At 45.0% G+C, this 15410-nt stretch carries 13 protein-coding genes; 4 read left to right on the top strand and 9 right to left on the bottom strand.

What is annotated here, in order from left to right; all coding sequences use genetic code 11:
• Positions 1–13 precede the first annotated feature (13 nt).
• From nqrE to H8A87_RS02240, 5 genes are read right to left on the bottom strand one after another with little or no spacing between them, the layout of a single operon-like run.
• Entirely contained in the window at positions 14–610 is a 597-nt protein-coding gene (nqrE, locus tag H8A87_RS02260; protein ID WP_198688389.1) for an NADH:ubiquinone reductase (Na(+)-transporting) subunit E, read from the bottom strand.
• Between the two features lie 8 nt (positions 611–618).
• Complete coding sequence (locus H8A87_RS02255) at positions 619–1248, bottom strand: NADH:ubiquinone reductase (Na(+)-transporting) subunit D (protein ID WP_198688388.1); 630 nt, start codon at positions 1246–1248, stop codon at positions 619–621.
• On the bottom strand, positions 1241–2035 hold the full coding sequence (locus H8A87_RS02250) for a Na(+)-translocating NADH-quinone reductase subunit C (protein ID WP_198688387.1): 795 nt from the start codon (positions 2033–2035) through the stop codon (positions 1241–1243). Before H8A87_RS02250 ends, H8A87_RS02255 begins: the two co-directional genes overlap by 8 nt.
• On the bottom strand, positions 2028–3266 hold the full coding sequence (locus H8A87_RS02245; RefSeq protein ID WP_198688386.1) for an NADH:ubiquinone reductase (Na(+)-transporting) subunit B: 1239 nt from the start codon (positions 3264–3266) through the stop codon (positions 2028–2030). Before H8A87_RS02245 ends, H8A87_RS02250 begins: the two co-directional genes overlap by 8 nt.
• A gap of 3 nt (positions 3267–3269) precedes the next feature.
• Entirely contained in the window at positions 3270–4613 is a 1344-nt protein-coding gene (locus H8A87_RS02240; protein ID WP_198688385.1) for a Na(+)-translocating NADH-quinone reductase subunit A, read from the bottom strand.
• A 432-nt stretch (positions 4614–5045) separates the two neighbouring features.
• On the opposite strand from H8A87_RS02240, the gene H8A87_RS02235 reads away from it, so the two are divergent.
• On the top strand, positions 5046–5885 hold the full coding sequence (locus H8A87_RS02235) for a L,D-transpeptidase family protein (RefSeq protein ID WP_232370034.1): 840 nt from the start codon (positions 5046–5048) through the stop codon (positions 5883–5885).
• Here the strand turns inward: H8A87_RS02235 and H8A87_RS02230 are convergent.
• Positions 5856–6623 (bottom strand): class II glutamine amidotransferase, encoded by a 768-nt coding sequence (locus tag H8A87_RS02230; protein WP_198688384.1) that lies wholly within the window; start codon positions 6621–6623, stop codon positions 5856–5858. The genes H8A87_RS02235 and H8A87_RS02230 overlap by 30 nt on opposite strands.
• A 49-nt stretch (positions 6624–6672) precedes the next feature.
• A complete protein-coding gene (lpcA, locus tag H8A87_RS02225) occupies positions 6673–7254 on the bottom strand; it encodes a D-sedoheptulose 7-phosphate isomerase (protein WP_198688383.1) in 582 nt (193 codons plus the stop codon).
• Positions 7255–7506: 252 nt separating this feature from the next.
• Here lpcA and fadE point away from each other — a divergent pair, with 252 nt between their 5' ends.
• A complete protein-coding gene (gene fadE, locus H8A87_RS02220) occupies positions 7507–9954 on the top strand; it encodes an acyl-CoA dehydrogenase FadE (protein ID WP_198688382.1) in 2448 nt (815 codons plus the stop codon).
• A 62-nt stretch (positions 9955–10016) separates the two neighbouring features.
• Here the strand turns inward: fadE and lysA are convergent, their stop codons facing one another.
• Positions 10017–11297 (bottom strand): diaminopimelate decarboxylase, encoded by a 1281-nt coding sequence (lysA, locus tag H8A87_RS02215; protein WP_198688381.1) that lies wholly within the window; start codon positions 11295–11297, stop codon positions 10017–10019.
• A gap of 205 nt (positions 11298–11502) precedes the next feature.
• On the opposite strand from lysA, the gene H8A87_RS02210 reads away from it, so the two are divergent.
• Positions 11503–12432 carry a LysR family transcriptional regulator gene (locus tag H8A87_RS02210; RefSeq protein WP_198688380.1) on the top strand — a complete coding sequence of 310 codons (930 nt, stop codon included), beginning with the start codon at positions 11503–11505 and terminating at the stop codon, positions 12430–12432.
• Here H8A87_RS02210 and H8A87_RS02205 read toward each other — a convergent pair.
• Positions 12415–13329, bottom strand: coding sequence for a LysR family transcriptional regulator (locus H8A87_RS02205; RefSeq protein WP_198688379.1), 915 nt, complete (start codon positions 13327–13329; stop codon positions 12415–12417). The two genes, H8A87_RS02210 and H8A87_RS02205, sit on opposite strands and share 18 nt — an antisense overlap.
• 140 nt (positions 13330–13469) lie before the next feature.
• Between H8A87_RS02205 and H8A87_RS02200 the strand changes: the two genes are divergently transcribed.
• Positions 13470–14354, top strand: a complete 885-nt coding sequence (locus H8A87_RS02200; RefSeq protein WP_198688423.1) for an MBL fold metallo-hydrolase — start codon at positions 13470–13472, stop codon at positions 14352–14354.
• Positions 14355–15410 lie beyond the last annotated feature (1056 nt).

The raw sequence follows: 15410 nt of genomic DNA, 5'->3' as shown, positions 1-15410 counted from the left end.
ATTCTTCTCGCCTTTAGAGCTGCACACCGGAGAAGGACATAAAGCCCAATGCCATCAAACCGGTAGTGACAAAGGTGATCCCCAACCCTTTTAGACCTGCCGGAACATCCGCATATTTCATTTTTTCACGGATGGCAGCCATCAGCACAATCGCCAGCATCCAGCCCATGCCTGAACCGAAACCGTATACGATGGATTCACTGAAGTTATAGTCACGCTGTGCCATGAAAGAAACGCCACCGAAAATTGCACAGTTCACCGTAATCAACGGCAGGAAAATCCCCAGCGCGTTGTAAAGTGCCGGAACATAACGGTCTAAGATCATTTCCAAGATCTGTACCAGTGCAGCAATCACCCCGATAAAGGTAATGAAGTTCAGGAAGCTTAAGTCAACCCCATCCATCAAGGCGCCATCACGGAGTACCAGATTGTAGACAAGATTATTGGCAGGAACGGAAATTCCCAACACGACAGTTACAGCAATACCCAGGCCAAAAGCCGTCTTCACGTTCTTTGATACCGCCAGAAACGTACACATACCGAGAAAGAAAGATAACGCCATATTCTCGATAAAAACTGCGCGGACAAACAAACTAATATAATGTTCCATTTTGTTTGTTACTCCTTCTCAACCTGCGCAGGTTTCAGAGTCCGCAGACCCCAAATCAGCATACCAATAATGAAGAATGCACTCGGCGCCAGCAGGAACAGACCATTTGGCTGGTACCAGCCGCCATTTTTGACAGATTCCAGCACCGTAATACCGAACAATTTCCCTGAACCAAACAGCTCACGCAAGAAACCAACCAGCAATAGAATGACGCCATAGCCCAAACCATTACCGATACCATCCATGAAACTTTCAACTGGCGGTGACTTCATGGCGTAGGCTTCTGCACGTCCCATTACAATACAGTTCGTGATGATCAGACCAACAAACACCGATAACTGTTTGGAAATTTCGTAGGCATAAGCCCGCAAAATCTGGTCTACCACGATAACCAGCGAGGCAATGATCGCCATCTGCACAATGATGCGCACGCTGCCAGGAATGTAGTTGCGAATCAATGAAATGAAAAAGTTAGAAAATGCTGTTACCAGTGTTACAGCAAGGGTCATAACCAGCGCAGTTTCCAGTTTGGTGGTAACAGCCAGCGCTGAACAAACCCCCAAAACCTGCAATGCAATTGGGTTATTATCAAACAGCGGCCCAAGAAGGACGCGTTTTATCTCTTTACTATCAGCCATCTTTCAAGGCTCCCTCACGTACTTTTTTCAGGAATGGGCCAAAACCGTTATCACCCAGCCAGAAATCAAACATATGCTGAACACCGTTGGAAGTCAGGGTCGCTCCGGATAGGCCATCTACACCATAAGGGTTGTCACCAGCTCCGCCACGAACGACTTTAAGCGCTGGGGCACCTTGCGGGTTATAGAGTTTCTTGCCTACCCACTGTTTGCGCCATTGTGGGTTATCAACTTCCCCCCCCAAGCCTGGGGTTTCACCATGAGAGTAGTAAGTAATGCCGCGAGATGTTACGCCATCTACATCAATGGAAATGAAGGCATACATCACTGACCACAGACCTGAGCCGTATATCGGCAGAACCAGTTCCGTGGTTTTGCCGTTTTCATCCTTGACCAGATAGATTTCTGCCATATTGGCCCGGCGGCGGATTTTCGCCAGATCCTGCTCTGGTGACAAAGCGATGCTGGTTTCATCACTGCGAAGCGCATTATTCAGGTCAAAATTACCCTTGCTTTTTTCCAGCATTGCCGTTTTCAAATCAAGCAATTCAGGCTGAATGCGGCTGATATAGGTTTCATTGATTTCCGCAGTCGTCATGTTGGGTTTCAGCAAACCTGCCACATCCAAAATATTACGCTGCTTATCCAGCAGTTTCTGTTCCTGCTGCTGCGCTTTCAAACCTACGGCAGACCCTGCAACCACAATCGAACAGACAAGGCACAGCACAAAGACAACAAGGAATGTCCTGCCGATACTGTCATTATTTTTCGGTTTCTCATTAGCCACGGGCTTTTCTCCGCTTAATATTGGCTTGCACGACCAGATAATCGAATAGTGGCGCGAACAGGTTAGCGAACAGAATCGCCAACATCATCCCTTCTGGGTAAGCTGGGTTTACCACCCTGATCAGAATACACATGGCACCAATCAGAATGCCGTATGCCCATTTCCCTTTATCCGTAAATGCAGCGGACACCGGGTCAGTAGCCATAAAGATCATACCGAAAGCGAAGCCACCCAGAACCATATGCCAGTACCACTCCATAGCGAACATTGGGTTAGTGCTGGAACCAATCACGTTAAACAGGGAAGACACCGCAATCATACCGATCATCACACCAGCAACAATGCGCCATGAAGCGATGCGGGCAAACAGAATGATGGCACCACCGATGAAAATCATCAGAGTGGATACTTCACCAATTGAGCCAGGAATGTTACCAATAAAAGCGTCCATCCATGTAACTGGCTGCCCAGTGATAGTATTTACCAAGCCGTGGCTACCCGCGGTTGCCCACTGAGACAGAGGGGTCGCACCAGAGAAACCGTCAGCCGCGGTCCAAACCAAATCACCTGAAATCTGAGCTGGATAAGCAAAGAACAGGAAAGCACGACCAGCCAGTGCTGGGTTAAGGAAGTTACGACCAGTACCACCGAAGATTTCTTTCGCAACCACGACCCCGAAAGTAATCCCCACAGCAGCCTGCCACAATGGCAGTGTTGGCGGAACAATCAGTGCAAACAGAACGGAACTGACAAAGAAGCCTTCGTTGATTTCGTGTTTACGGATAATGGCAAACAGGACTTCCCAGAAACCACCAACCACAAAAACAACGGCATAAATTGGCAGAAAATAAGTCGCCCCCAGCAACATCTTGCTGGCCCAGCCTGCATCTGGTGTCAATGATGCACCAATATACTGGGCAAGTACGTAATGCCAATCAGAAGCCAGAACCTGCTGTAAGGCCTCTCCGCTGTATAAATGGGCCAGGGCTGGAATCGACTGATTACCGACGTTGTACATTCCCCAGAACATTGCCGGAAAAACAGATAGCCATACCAGAATCATCATTCGTTTGAGATCGATGGCATCACGGACGTGGGCACGCCCTTTTGTCACTGTACCCGGAGTGTAGAAAACGGTGCTCACTGCCTCATAGAGAGGATAATACTTTTCCAGTTTGCCACCGGCCTCAAAGTGGTGTTCTACTTTTTCAAATAAATTTTTCAGGCCCATGAATTACCCTTCCAGCTCAATCTTAGTCAGTACATCACGCAGTACCGGACCATACTCATATTTGCCGGGGCAAACATAGGTACACAGTGCCAAATCTTCCTCATCCAGCTCCAGACAACCCAATGACTGAGAACCGTCGGTATCGCCTGCAAGCAAATCGCGCAGCAGGTGCGTTGCCATAATATCCAATGGCATCACACGCTCGTAATTGCCAATTGGCACCATGGAGCGTTCTCCACCATTTGTCGTGGTTGAGAAAGCAAAGCGCTTATTTTTTAGGAAGTGACCAATAGTGGTACGGGTAATGGAGAACTTATCAGCCCCTGGTGCAATCCAACCGAACAGCTCTTTTTCTCGACCTTCAGCAAGAACAGAAACCAAAGTATGGAAACGACCAAGATAATGACAAACGTCATCTGATTTTGTACCACACAGTACAGAACCAGAAACAATGCGGTTTTCACCCTCTTTTAACTGATCTTGCGTCAACTCCAGCAAATCAGCGCCCAATTGGGTGCGCACCAAACGTGGTGATTTAACCTGCGGCCCCGCCAGAGATACCACGCGATCAGTGTAAAGCTCACCAGTAGTAAATAGCTTACCGATCGCAATGACATCCTGATAGCCCAGATGCCATACAGTTTTTTGGGCGCTGACAGGCTCAATGAAATGGATATGGGTACCAACCAGACCTGCTGGATGTGAGCCAACAAATTGGTTATATGTGATTTGGGCGTTATTTCCTGCGGGTGGAATATTTCCAGCGCCATGACAGACGTGGACTTTTCCATCTGTCAATTTTGACAGAATATTCAGGCCATCAACAAAAGCCTCTTCCTGTGTCGCGATAACGACCAATGGGTCAGCAGCCAATGGTTGAGTATCCATTGCCGTGACGAAGATTGCCTTTGGTGTGGAACCGGGAACAGGAGAACGGCTGAAAGGTCGCGTACGCAATGCTGTCCACAACCCCGATGCAAGCAGATTTTTTTCTACTTGTTCACGGCTCACACTAGCAAGTTCCGCCCGATCATAACGATCAAACGACACTTTCTCATCACCACTTATTTCAATCACAACAGATTGCAGAACACGACGTTCACCACGCCCAATGGTTACAACTTTCCCGCTTGCGGGACTAGTGAAAACAACCCCTGGATTCTTCTTATCTTCAAAAAGAATTTGCCCTTTTTTAACATGCTCACCTTCCTTAACCAGCATAGAAGGACGCATTCCGACATATTCTTCGCCCAATAAAGCGACATGGCGAATCGTCGGACCATCTTCTATAACTTGGGCAGGCGCTCCTGCTATCGGGAGGTTGAGTCCTTTTTTAATTTTAATCATAAGATTTGCACAAGTTTATCAGTTAAATCATATGCTACAAATTACCCTGCAGTATTCTCTTGGGGTAACGTAGCGACTTCAGTAATAAAAAACACCTTGAGCGACATATGTCTCAAGTTATTCACTCCGATAATCGTTACAATTTTCTCTTAATTTTCGCCGGCGGTAATTCTAACATCTCCCCCCACAGGCTGTCTGATTAATCGAGTGACTTAGCTCAAGCAAATAGGAATAATTTATCTGCTGAACCGTCAACTACTCGGGAAAGACGAATGTTACCCTCACTTTTCCCTACAGCGGAGTAATTTTTAACCAAAAAGTAACTTCACAGAGGCTGGGTATCACTGCTATCTTTTACTCAACATTTCGCCAAAGTATTGCAATCCTAACCTCGATATTTCATCAATTTGTTACCTTTTACACGGTCATGTTATGAAAAAAACGGTTTCTTATCTTTCGGTGGGCCTATTGCTATTGCATGTACCCCTTTCTGCCATGGCACAAGCTATTATGGCATCATCTTCCATAACACAATTTTCCATAACACAATTTCCCATAAAACCGCCTTCCATACCTCAACCCGCCACCACACAAGGCACTTTATCGTGGCCTAAGCTATTGACCGAAAGACAAGCATTGAAACGCATTGGCACCGAGATTTTCATTCAAATATTTAAAGAAGAAAAACTTCTTGAACTTTATACAAAAGACAGCGCTGGTCGTTATCAATTAATCCAAAGCTACCCAATCTGTAATTACTCTGGTGGGCTTGGTCCCAAAACACTGATCGGCGATTTCAAAAGCCCCGAAGGGTTTTATCATGTTAGCCTTAAACAGTTAAAGCCACATAGCCGCTATCATCGAGCCATTAATCTAGGCTTTCCCAATGAATTTGATAAATCCAAAGGTTATTCTGGCAATAATTTAATGATTCATGGTGAATGTAAATCCATTGGCTGTTACGCCATGACCAATCGCTATATGGATGAAATATATCGGTACGCGGAGAGTGCACTTTATTATGGACAACATGAAATCAAGATCAATATTTATCCCTTCAAGATGACGCTACAAAATATGAAGCGGCATAAAAATAACGACAATTACTTGTTTTGGAAACAATTACAGCCCGCCTATGAGTATTTCGCCAAGAATGGTATACCGGCCACTGTCAGCGTAATAGGCGGGCAATATGTTGTTAATGCTAAACCTGAAAATCCATCATCATTTTGGAATACTGAATCAAACTATTTTTTCACCAAAATGAAATAGCGCATAATCACCTGATTCAATACGATGCCAAGTTTCATTTCCGGTTAAAGGTTGAGTGGCAATCACTGATACTACATCCTCTGGCCGGGTATGCTGATGAAAATCAATTTCAACATCTTGATCAAGTAATTTAGCTCTGCCGAAAGGAGCGCGACGAGTGATCCAATGCAATTGAGTCGAACAATAGGCCATGACAAACTGCCCATCCGACAACAGCATATTGAAAACGCCTTTCTTCCTCAGCTCGTCGGCCAGAGATGCAATAAACTTAAATACCGCAGACCAGTTGGAAGGACGCTTAGAATATTTCAGGGATAATTGATTCAATATCCAGCAAAATGCCCATTCACTGTCTGTCTCACCGACCGGACGGTAACTCCCCGTTCTCAGGCTACGATACCCCTTCAATTGCCCATTGTGGGCATAAGTCCAATATTTTCCCCATAGTTCACGGGTAAATGGATGGGTATTTGCCAGAGAAACATTACCTCGGTTTGCCTGACGGATATGAGCCACAATCACTTCTGATTTGATCGGGCAGCCCTGCACGAATTGAGCCACAGGTGAATAATAACTGGATTGGTGATCTTTAAAAGTCCTGTACCCCAATCCTTCATAAAAGGTAATCCCCCAACCATCCTTGTGAGGGCCGCTATACCCACCACGCTGAATTAGTCCACTCAGACTGAAAACGATATCTGTTGGCACATTGGCACTCATACCAAGTAATTCACACATTACCTACCCCTAACGCCTACTCCTAACGCCTATTCCTAACGGACAGCAATCAGGCTTTTACCATTTCTTTTTCAATCAATTGAATCAAGATATGAATCACTTTAATATGAATTTCCTGAATGCGATCCGCATAACCAAAATGCGGTACTCGGACTTCAACATCTGCCGTTCCTGCCATTTTACCGCCATCCTTGCCGGTAAGCGTAATGATTTTCATGCCCTTGGCACGAGCAGCTTCAACCGCCTTAATGATATTACCAGAATTCCCTGAAGTCGAAATGCCCAGCAACACATCACCTTTCTGACCAACTGCTTCAACATAGCGGGAAAATACATAATCATAACCAAAATCATTGCTCACGCAGGATAAATGGCTAGGATCGGAAATCGCGATAGCCGGATATCCCGGACGGTTTTCGCGGTAACGGCCTGTCAGTTCTTCCGCAAAATGCATGGCATCACAATGCGAGCCACCATTACCGCAGGAAAGCACTTTCCCTCCTGCCTTGAATGAATCAGCCAGCAGAACAGCGGCTTTTTGAATGGCATCAATATTTGCATCTTCATTGAGGAATTTAGCCAGTGTGTCTGCGGCTTCGGATAATTCACTGCGGATCAGATCTTGATACATGGGACTCATACTCCTGAAAGGTCTTCGGGATTAATAAATTCTGCCGCCCAGTGTAACGGATTCGCCCCTCTGAAAGAAGATGTCATCACACCTCGGTGAAATTATCGCGCACAAAACTTAAGTGACTTTGTGAGCTAGATTGTAATTAAGATGTAAATACATTGATAAATACGTTTTCCTCATCTAAAAAGAAGGACACCACAACAGGTCAGACCTCTGACAAGTCAACCTGAGATTTACAGGAGTTTTACTATGACCGCTCTCACCATTATTTTGTTTTTAGTCTTGATTGGCGGGCTTTGTTACCACAAAGTCAGCCTGACTATCAGTAGCCTACTGCTTGTTGCCTATACGTTAGTCATGGGCATAACTGGCATTTGGAGCTACTGGTTGCTGTTACCACTAGCCATTGTCCTATTTCCTCTTGTCTTTACACCAACGCGTATCTCTTTATTCTCTGCGCCGGGCTTAAAAGCCTTCCGTAAAGTCATGCCAAGCATGTCCACAACAGAAAAAGAAGCCATTGATGCAGGAACAACATGGTGGGAAGGCGATCTGTTCCGTGGTAATCCTGACTGGCAAAAACTGCATAATTATCCAAAACCACAGTTAACCGCTGAAGAACAGGAATTTATTGATGGTCCGGTGGAAGAAGCCTGCCGTATGGCAAATGATTTCCAAATCAGCCATGAATTGGCTGACTTACCTCCAGAACTTTGGACTTACCTGAAAGAAAATCGCTTCTTCGCTATGATCATCAAGAAAGAATACGGTGGTCTGGAATTTTCTGCTTATGCGCAATCTCAGGTATTACAAAAACTGGCAGGCGTATCGGGTATTCTGGCGATTACTGTCGGTGTGCCTAACTCCTTGGGCCCGGGTGAATTATTGCAACACTACGGTACTGATGAACAGAAAAAACATTACCTGCCTGGCCTTGCCCGTGGCGAAGAAATTCCTTGCTTTGCCTTGACCAGCCCTGAAGCTGGCTCAGATGCCGGAGCTATTCCTGATACAGGCGTTGTCTGCATGGGCGAATGGCAAGGCGAGCAAGTTCTTGGTATGCGCCTGAACTGGAATAAGCGTTACATTACTCTTGCTCCTATCGCTACCGTTCTGGGATTGGCATTCAAATTGTACGATCCTGATCATCTGCTGGGTAATACTGAATCTCTGGGCATTACCTGTGCTTTGATCCCAACCAATACCTCAGGGGTTGAAATTGGTCATCGCCATTTCCCACTGAACATTCCATTCCAGAATGGCCCAACCCGTGGTAAGGATATTTTCGTTCCTATCGATTACATCATTGGTGGGCCGAAAATGGCAGGCCAAGGCTGGCGTATGCTAGTTGAATGTCTGTCTGTTGGCCGTGGCATTACCCTGCCATCCAATGCGACAGGTGGATTAAAAAGTGCGGCGATGGGGATTGGTGCTTACTCCTATATTCGCCGTCAGTTCAAACTGCCGATCGGTAAAATGGAAGGCATCGAAGAACCGTTGGCACGTATCGCAGGTAACTCTTATCTGATGGATGCGGCTGCGACCATGATTACCAGCGGTATCATGCAAGGCGAAAAACCAGCGGTTCTGTCTGCTATCGTGAAATACCACTGTACTCATAGAGCGCAGCGCTCCATCATTGATGCAATGGATATCGCTGGCGGTAAAGGTATCTGTCTTGGGCCATCCAACTTCCTTGCCCGCAGCTATCAAGGCTCACCCATTGCCATTACCGTAGAAGGTGCGAATATCCTGACTCGTAGCATGATCATCTTCGGTCAAGGTGCAATCCGCTGCCATCCTTATGTACTGGCTGAAATAGCCTCAGCAGAAAGTAACGATGTGAAAGCCTTTGATAAAGCCCTGTTTGGTCACTTGGGCCATGTTGCCAGCCACACCCTGCGCAGCCTGTGGCTTGGTATTACCAAAGGTAGAACCAGCAACTCACCAGTCAATGACGCAACTCGCCGTTACTACCAACACATCAATCGCTTAAGTGCCAACCTTGCCCTGCTTTCTGACGTTTCAATGGGTGTATTAGGGGGTAGCCTGAAACGCCGTGAACGTATTTCAGCTCGTCTGGGAGATATCCTGAGTCAAATCTTCTTGGCTTCCGCTACCCTGAAACGCTATGAAGACGAAGGCCGCCAGACAGAAGATTTGCCATTGGTACAATGGGCGGTAGAAGATAGCCTGCATCAAGCAGAGCAAGCCATAAACGATTTACTGCGCAATTTCCCTAACCGTTTGGTTGCTGGTTTAATGCGAGTGATCGTCTTCCCATTGGGTCGTTCACATACTGCGCCATCCGATAAACTGGATCACAAACTGGCTCAGATATTACAAACCCCTTCCGCTACTCGCAGCCGGATCGGGCGTGGACAATATCTGACCCCAAGCGAATACAACCCTCACGGGTTACTGGAAGAAGCGTTGCACGATATCATCGCCGCAGAGCCAATCCATGCTCGCTTGAGCCGCGAAGCAGGTAAAAACCTGAGCTTCACTCGTCTGGATAAATTAGCTGAACAAGCATTGGCAGAGCATAAGATCACTCAGGAAGAAGCTGATATCCTGAAACGTGCTGAAATTAGCCGACTGCGTTCAATTAATGTCGATGAGTTTGAGCCGGACGCATTTGCTGTGTCCAATCCAGCAAAAAAGTCTGAAAGTCAGCATCAAACTAAGGCAGCATGATGTTGACCAGAAAATATGAGTAAGCTAAATACGGGGAACAATAAAGTGCCCCGTATTTTATTTTAAAGCGATTCCAGCGATAACAATTCTTCTATTGTCTGGCGACGCCGAATCAAACGAACTTCTCCCCCAGTGAACAGAATTTCAGGGATCAAAGGACGGCTATTATAATTCGAAGACATAGATGCACCATAAGCGCCAGTATCGTGGAAAATCAGATAATCTCCGACACGGACCCGAGGCAACATGCGCAGCACAACCGTCCCTCCTTCCAACTGGGTAAAAACATCACCAGACTCGCATAACGGCCCTGCGACTATAGTTTCTTGTAATCCCGTTTCCTGCAAATTCGTATCATTATCACAGTGATTCACAGGCAACACTGAAATATGGTGATAACTGCCGTACATCGCCGGACGCATCAAATCATTGAAACCAGCATCCACCAGCACATAATGACGGCTGCCCATAGATTTTACCGCTCGCACTTCCGCCATCAAGATACCTGACTCAGCAACCAGAAAACGGCCAGGTTCAATTTCCAGCTCAACATGATGCCCCAAATGCTGCTCTATACGCTGACGAGCTTCATGCCACAAACTGTAATAATGCTCAGTGTCTACTGCTTCCTCTCCCATTTTATAGGGGATTGATAATCCGCCTCCTGCTGAAATGGCCTGTAGATCCTCTCCACACAAAATGACTTGTTCCACCATAGCATTACATACATTAGCAAGATGTTGATAATCAACACCTGAGCCGATGTGCATATGCAATCCCACCAATTTCAAGCCATGCTGGTGGATTTTTTCAATCGCCAGAGGAAGATCCTGGAACCAAATCCCGTGTTTGCTATTTTCACCGCCAGTATTGGTCTTTTGACTATGCCCATGTCCAAAACCAGGATTGATGCGCAACCAGACCGGATGAGCAGGCTGACGTCCACCAATCTGCTCCAGCATATCAATAGAGCCTGCATTGACCGGAATATCCAGCTCAATAACACGCTTCAATGTTGCCTCATCAATCACATCCGCAGTGAATACAATTTCTGATTTATCGCGCCCAGGCTGAAAACCGGCATAAAGTGCCCGCTCGATTTCTCCCAGTGACACCGCATCTACTTTCACTCCCTGCTCTCTCATCAAACGCAGGATATGGGTATTGGAACACGCTTTCTGAGCGAACCGGATAGCATCGAACTGTTTTAATTTTTTGGTTTGTTTGATGATGCTATCACCATCATAAAGCCACAACGGAGTTCCATACTGAACAGGCAATCGGAGTAGATTCTCAGGGGTAAAATGTTCACTCAGGTCGTCAGTAAAAGTTGATATTGTCATTAGAAGTGCCTCACAGAATCAGCAGATGCTTCATTATTGACAATAATAAAGTAGGAAAAAAATATCTATTTAGCTATAGTCTATTCATTCATGATATTGCTTTGTCTATTTTACAACCATTATGTTTTCATAATCTGACGACTCACGTTTTATCTATCGTGAAAGAACTATTTGCAAAAGAGCCCCATATTACAGAGACAAACATATGCATTCCTGTTCATGGCGACACATTGAAATTTTTCACGCAGTAATGACCACTAAAAATCTGACTGATGCGGCCGTATTATTGAAAACTTCCCAGCCAACAGTCAGCCGTGAACTCGCACGCCTTGAACAATTATTGAAATTCAAATTGTTTGATCGAATCAAAGGACGCCTATTTCCCACTGCACAGGGACTACGGTTATTCGAAGAGGTACAGCGCTCTTATTATGGGCTGGAAAGGATAATCAATGCGGCTGACAGTATCCGCCAATTTGAACAGGCACAATTGTCCATAGCCTGCCTACCCATGTTCTCTCAATCTCTGCTGCCAAAAGCCTGTTGCAGCTTTATCCAATGCTACCCTGAAGCAAAATTGACCATCATTCCACAAGAATCTCCCCTATTAGAGGAATGGCTCTCAGCACAGCGCCACGATATCGGCCTGACCGAACATTTACAGACCCCAGCAGGTACTGAGCAAGAAACTTTGCTAACCTTAAATGAAGTTTGTGTCTTACCCATTAACCACCCACTCTGTCAAAAATCACAACTGACGCCAGAAGATTTTCACGGGCAGAATTTTATCAGCTTGTCGATCACAGACAGTTACAGACACCTCATTGATACAATATTTACCGAGCATCATGTCAATCGCAAGATGGTGATGGAAACTCACAGCGCAGCCTCAATTTGTGCCATGATCAAAGAAGGCATTGGGATGTCGATCGTAAACCCATTAACCGCACTGGATTATTTGGATAACAATGGAGGGATCTGCATTCGGCCATTCAGTATCGACATTCCATTCACCGTGAGTTTAATCAAACCCATACATCGGCCATCTTCAGAGCCAGTTGAAATTTTCATTACCCATTTAAAACAACAGGCTGCCCTATTTCCTGCAAAATTAGCGTCAGCCTTTCAACGTTAATTGCTGCCAATGAGGTGACGTGGCAAACCAATGCACCAGAAAATCCAACAGCGCCCGCAGAGTCGTAGGCATATTCTGGCGGCTGGCATAAATACCATAGATACCCATTGCCTGAGGTTGATAATCAGGTAATAACTCAACCAACTGCCCAGACATCAAATAGGAAGAAACAGAATAGTAAGGCTGCATCGCTATTCCGGCACCCTGCAAAGCCGCTTCCATTAACACAGTCGATTCATTGGCACTTAACGTACCACTGACCGGGACTGAATACTGCTCATGCTGTTTTTCAAACAGCCATAAACTTTTGCCAAAAAAGTTATAAGTCAGACAATTATGTGGCGTCAAATCCGCAGGGTTTTGGGGGCTAGATTTTCCGGCTAAATAAGAAGGAGCCGCACAAACAACGGAATGGCAAGTCGATAATGGGCGAGCGATCAGATTCGGTTCCAGATTATTGGTAATACGGAGCGCTAAATCAATGCGTTCCTCAATCAAATTGATGGCTTTATTATTAATTTGCAGATTGACCGAAATCTGTGGGTACATCCGCATAAATTCAGGAATGGCGACTGACAGCGCACTGATACCCAACGATTGAGAACAGCTGACGCGCAACAACCCCCTCAAGGTTTGTGCTTCCAAGGATTGCTGTACAGGCATTGCTTCTGCTAATTCCATCAGCTTAAGGCTACGTTGGTAAGCACTCTCACCTGCCGAAGTTAAGCTGATCTTACGTGTCGTGCGATGCAATAAGCGAACTCCCGCCCATTTTTCCATCTCAGCCAAATACCGTGACACCATCGCTCTCGACATATCCAAGCGTTCTGCTGCCGCAATTAGACTTCCCTGCTCAACAATCGTAACAAATACTTGTGCTGCTGTGACTCTATCCATTTCAGCCGACTCATTCCCCGCTCTAATTAGTTCGATATATGCAACAAATAGTTGCTGATTATGTGGTTTTTAAATCGAAATATGCAACCTATTATATATGCCATTAAAGCAAATACGCATTTTGATATAGGAATTCTATGATGACTCGCAAAACAACATTAAATATCGCTCTGGCGGCGACCCTCTCTTTGGGAATGGCATCACTGGCTCAAGCAGCCGATCTCAAGTTGGATATCTACAATCCGGGTGAAAAAGGCATTTTCCCAGTTTCTTCTGAGGTCATCAGCGGCGATCATGAAGTTGTTCTGATCGATGCCCAGTTTAAGAAAAGCGATGCACAAGAACTGATAAAAATGATCCAACAGACAGGTAAAAAACTGACAACGATCTATATCAGCCAGTCCGATCCTGACTTTTACTTTGGCCTTGATGTGATCACTGAAGCTTTCCCTGAAGCCAAAGTCATCGCATCACCAGAAACCATCAAAGCGATCAACGAAACCAAAGATGGCAAACTGACCTATTGGGGTGGAATTCTGGCAGATCAGGCACCTAAAAAGATCATCGTACCAGAACCACTGAAAGGAAATTCCTTCACTGTTGATGGCGAAAAACTGATTGTCGAAGGTTTGGATGGCCCAGCCGCAGATCGCACTTTTGTCTGGATCCCTAAACTGAAAGCGGTTGTCGGTGGCGTTACTGTTTCTGACAATATTCATGTATGGATTGCGGATACCCAGACCAAAGAATCACGCCAACACTGGGAACAAACACTGGATCGCATCAAAAACCTGAAACCCGCAACTGTTGTGCCAGGCCACTATCTGGGAAATCCATCAATGACGTTGGATTCAGTGACTTTCACGCAGAATTATCTAACCACATTGGAAAAAGAATTACCTAAAGCAAAAGATTCCGATGCGCTGATTTCAGCCATGAAGAAGCACTATCCAGACCTCGCTGACGAATCCAGCCTGGAGCTGAGTGCCAAAGTATTGAAAGGCGAAATGAAGTGGCCTCAGTAAGTTGAAAATATAACGGACGTTGCGGATAGCGGCGTCCGTATATAACCCAAACCGCCGTGAACAACAAATTCACCATCAGAAGCCGATAAGTTCTATAGTTTATTTGATGGACAAACTTCGGCACTTCTATTTTCAGGAAACAGATAAAGAAACCACCACCCATTATAGAAAAAATAAAGCTTATCAGGCAAACATCCCTTGATTAAATTCTCCCTCCAATATACGTGCCATAAACGTTGACACTATCATTATAAAATTTAAAATATTACCTTAATGAAATTTTATTATTCAATTTTAACTGGTCCAATACTCTGAAACAGAAATAAAACACCAGTACCAATATTTGATAATATTTTTATCGAAGTTCACTTTAACATTTTATATTCATCTTCATATAAAATTTAATAATAAAATGGCTTTAATAATGGAAAAAACTTATTAAATAAACATAATTACTTCTTAATTGATGTGATATTTGACTCCTTTTAATAATTTGAAATAATCAATAAACTTAAGTTGTGATCAATAGTCCATAACTCAATAAATCAGCTTGAATAAAAACCCCACTTTTTTTAAATTTGATGTCGGCGGAGAGATAAGCGAGCAGCCTAAACTAACTAGATGCTTTAAACGTCTAGAATATGCAGGGTAAGCAGCTTAAAGCCAACTAGATGCTTTAAACGTCTAGCGCATGCAGGATAAGCGGCCTAAACCAACTAGATGCTTCAAACGTCTAGAGTATGCAGGATGAGCAGCCTAAGCTAACTAGATGCTTCCAACGTCTAGCATATGCAAAAAAGCGGCTTAAGCCAACTAGATGCTTTAAACGTCTAGCATGTGCAGAATGCGTACCGTAGGTTCGAATCCTGTTCTCTCCGCCACTTTTCATTTCCCGCTGTTTGCAATCAATACAACCGATGATGGAATGCAATTCAAAACAGCTATAATTGTTGATAATTATACATCCTCAAAATAGCTATCTATACCAATCTCCCTTGAAGATGCTTGATTTCTTATCCAAACCCGATCATGCTTGCAACCATGAACATTCATCTG

Origin of the sequence: Xenorhabdus lircayensis (genome assembly GCF_016306625.1) — a bacterium.
Lineage (GTDB): Bacteria > Pseudomonadota > Gammaproteobacteria > Enterobacterales > Enterobacteriaceae > Xenorhabdus > Xenorhabdus lircayensis.
This window is presented reverse-complemented; position numbering and strand designations above follow the sequence as displayed.

What these genes read in the sequence shown, in the direction of transcription:
- nqrE (WP_198688389.1), bottom strand. Translation starts at nt 610, where the DNA reads ATGGAACATTATATTAGTTTGTTTGTCCGCGCAGTTTTTATCGAGAAT.
- H8A87_RS02255 (WP_198688388.1), bottom strand. Translation starts at nt 1,248, where the DNA reads ATGGCTGATAGTAAAGAGATAAAACGCGTCCTTCTTGGGCCGCTGTTT.
- H8A87_RS02245 (WP_198688386.1), bottom strand. Translation starts at nt 3,266, where the DNA reads ATGGGCCTGAAAAATTTATTTGAAAAAGTAGAACACCACTTTGAGGCC.
- H8A87_RS02240 (WP_198688385.1), bottom strand. Translation starts at nt 4,613, where the DNA reads ATGATTAAAATTAAAAAAGGACTCAACCTCCCGATAGCAGGAGCGCCT.
- H8A87_RS02235 (WP_232370034.1), top strand. Translation starts at nt 5,046, where the DNA reads ATGAAAAAAACGGTTTCTTATCTTTCGGTGGGCCTATTGCTATTGCAT.
- H8A87_RS02230 (WP_198688384.1), bottom strand. Translation starts at nt 6,623, where the DNA reads ATGTGTGAATTACTTGGTATGAGTGCCAATGTGCCAACAGATATCGTT.
- lpcA (WP_198688383.1), bottom strand. Translation starts at nt 7,254, where the DNA reads ATGTATCAAGATCTGATCCGCAGTGAATTATCCGAAGCCGCAGACACA.
- fadE (WP_198688382.1), top strand. Translation starts at nt 7,507, where the DNA reads ATGACCGCTCTCACCATTATTTTGTTTTTAGTCTTGATTGGCGGGCTT.
- lysA (WP_198688381.1), bottom strand. Translation starts at nt 11,297, where the DNA reads ATGACAATATCAACTTTTACTGACGACCTGAGTGAACATTTTACCCCT.
- H8A87_RS02210 (WP_198688380.1), top strand. Translation starts at nt 11,503, where the DNA reads ATGCATTCCTGTTCATGGCGACACATTGAAATTTTTCACGCAGTAATG.
- H8A87_RS02205 (WP_198688379.1), bottom strand. Translation starts at nt 13,329, where the DNA reads ATGGATAGAGTCACAGCAGCACAAGTATTTGTTACGATTGTTGAGCAG.
- H8A87_RS02200 (WP_198688423.1), top strand. Translation starts at nt 13,470, where the DNA reads ATGACTCGCAAAACAACATTAAATATCGCTCTGGCGGCGACCCTCTCT.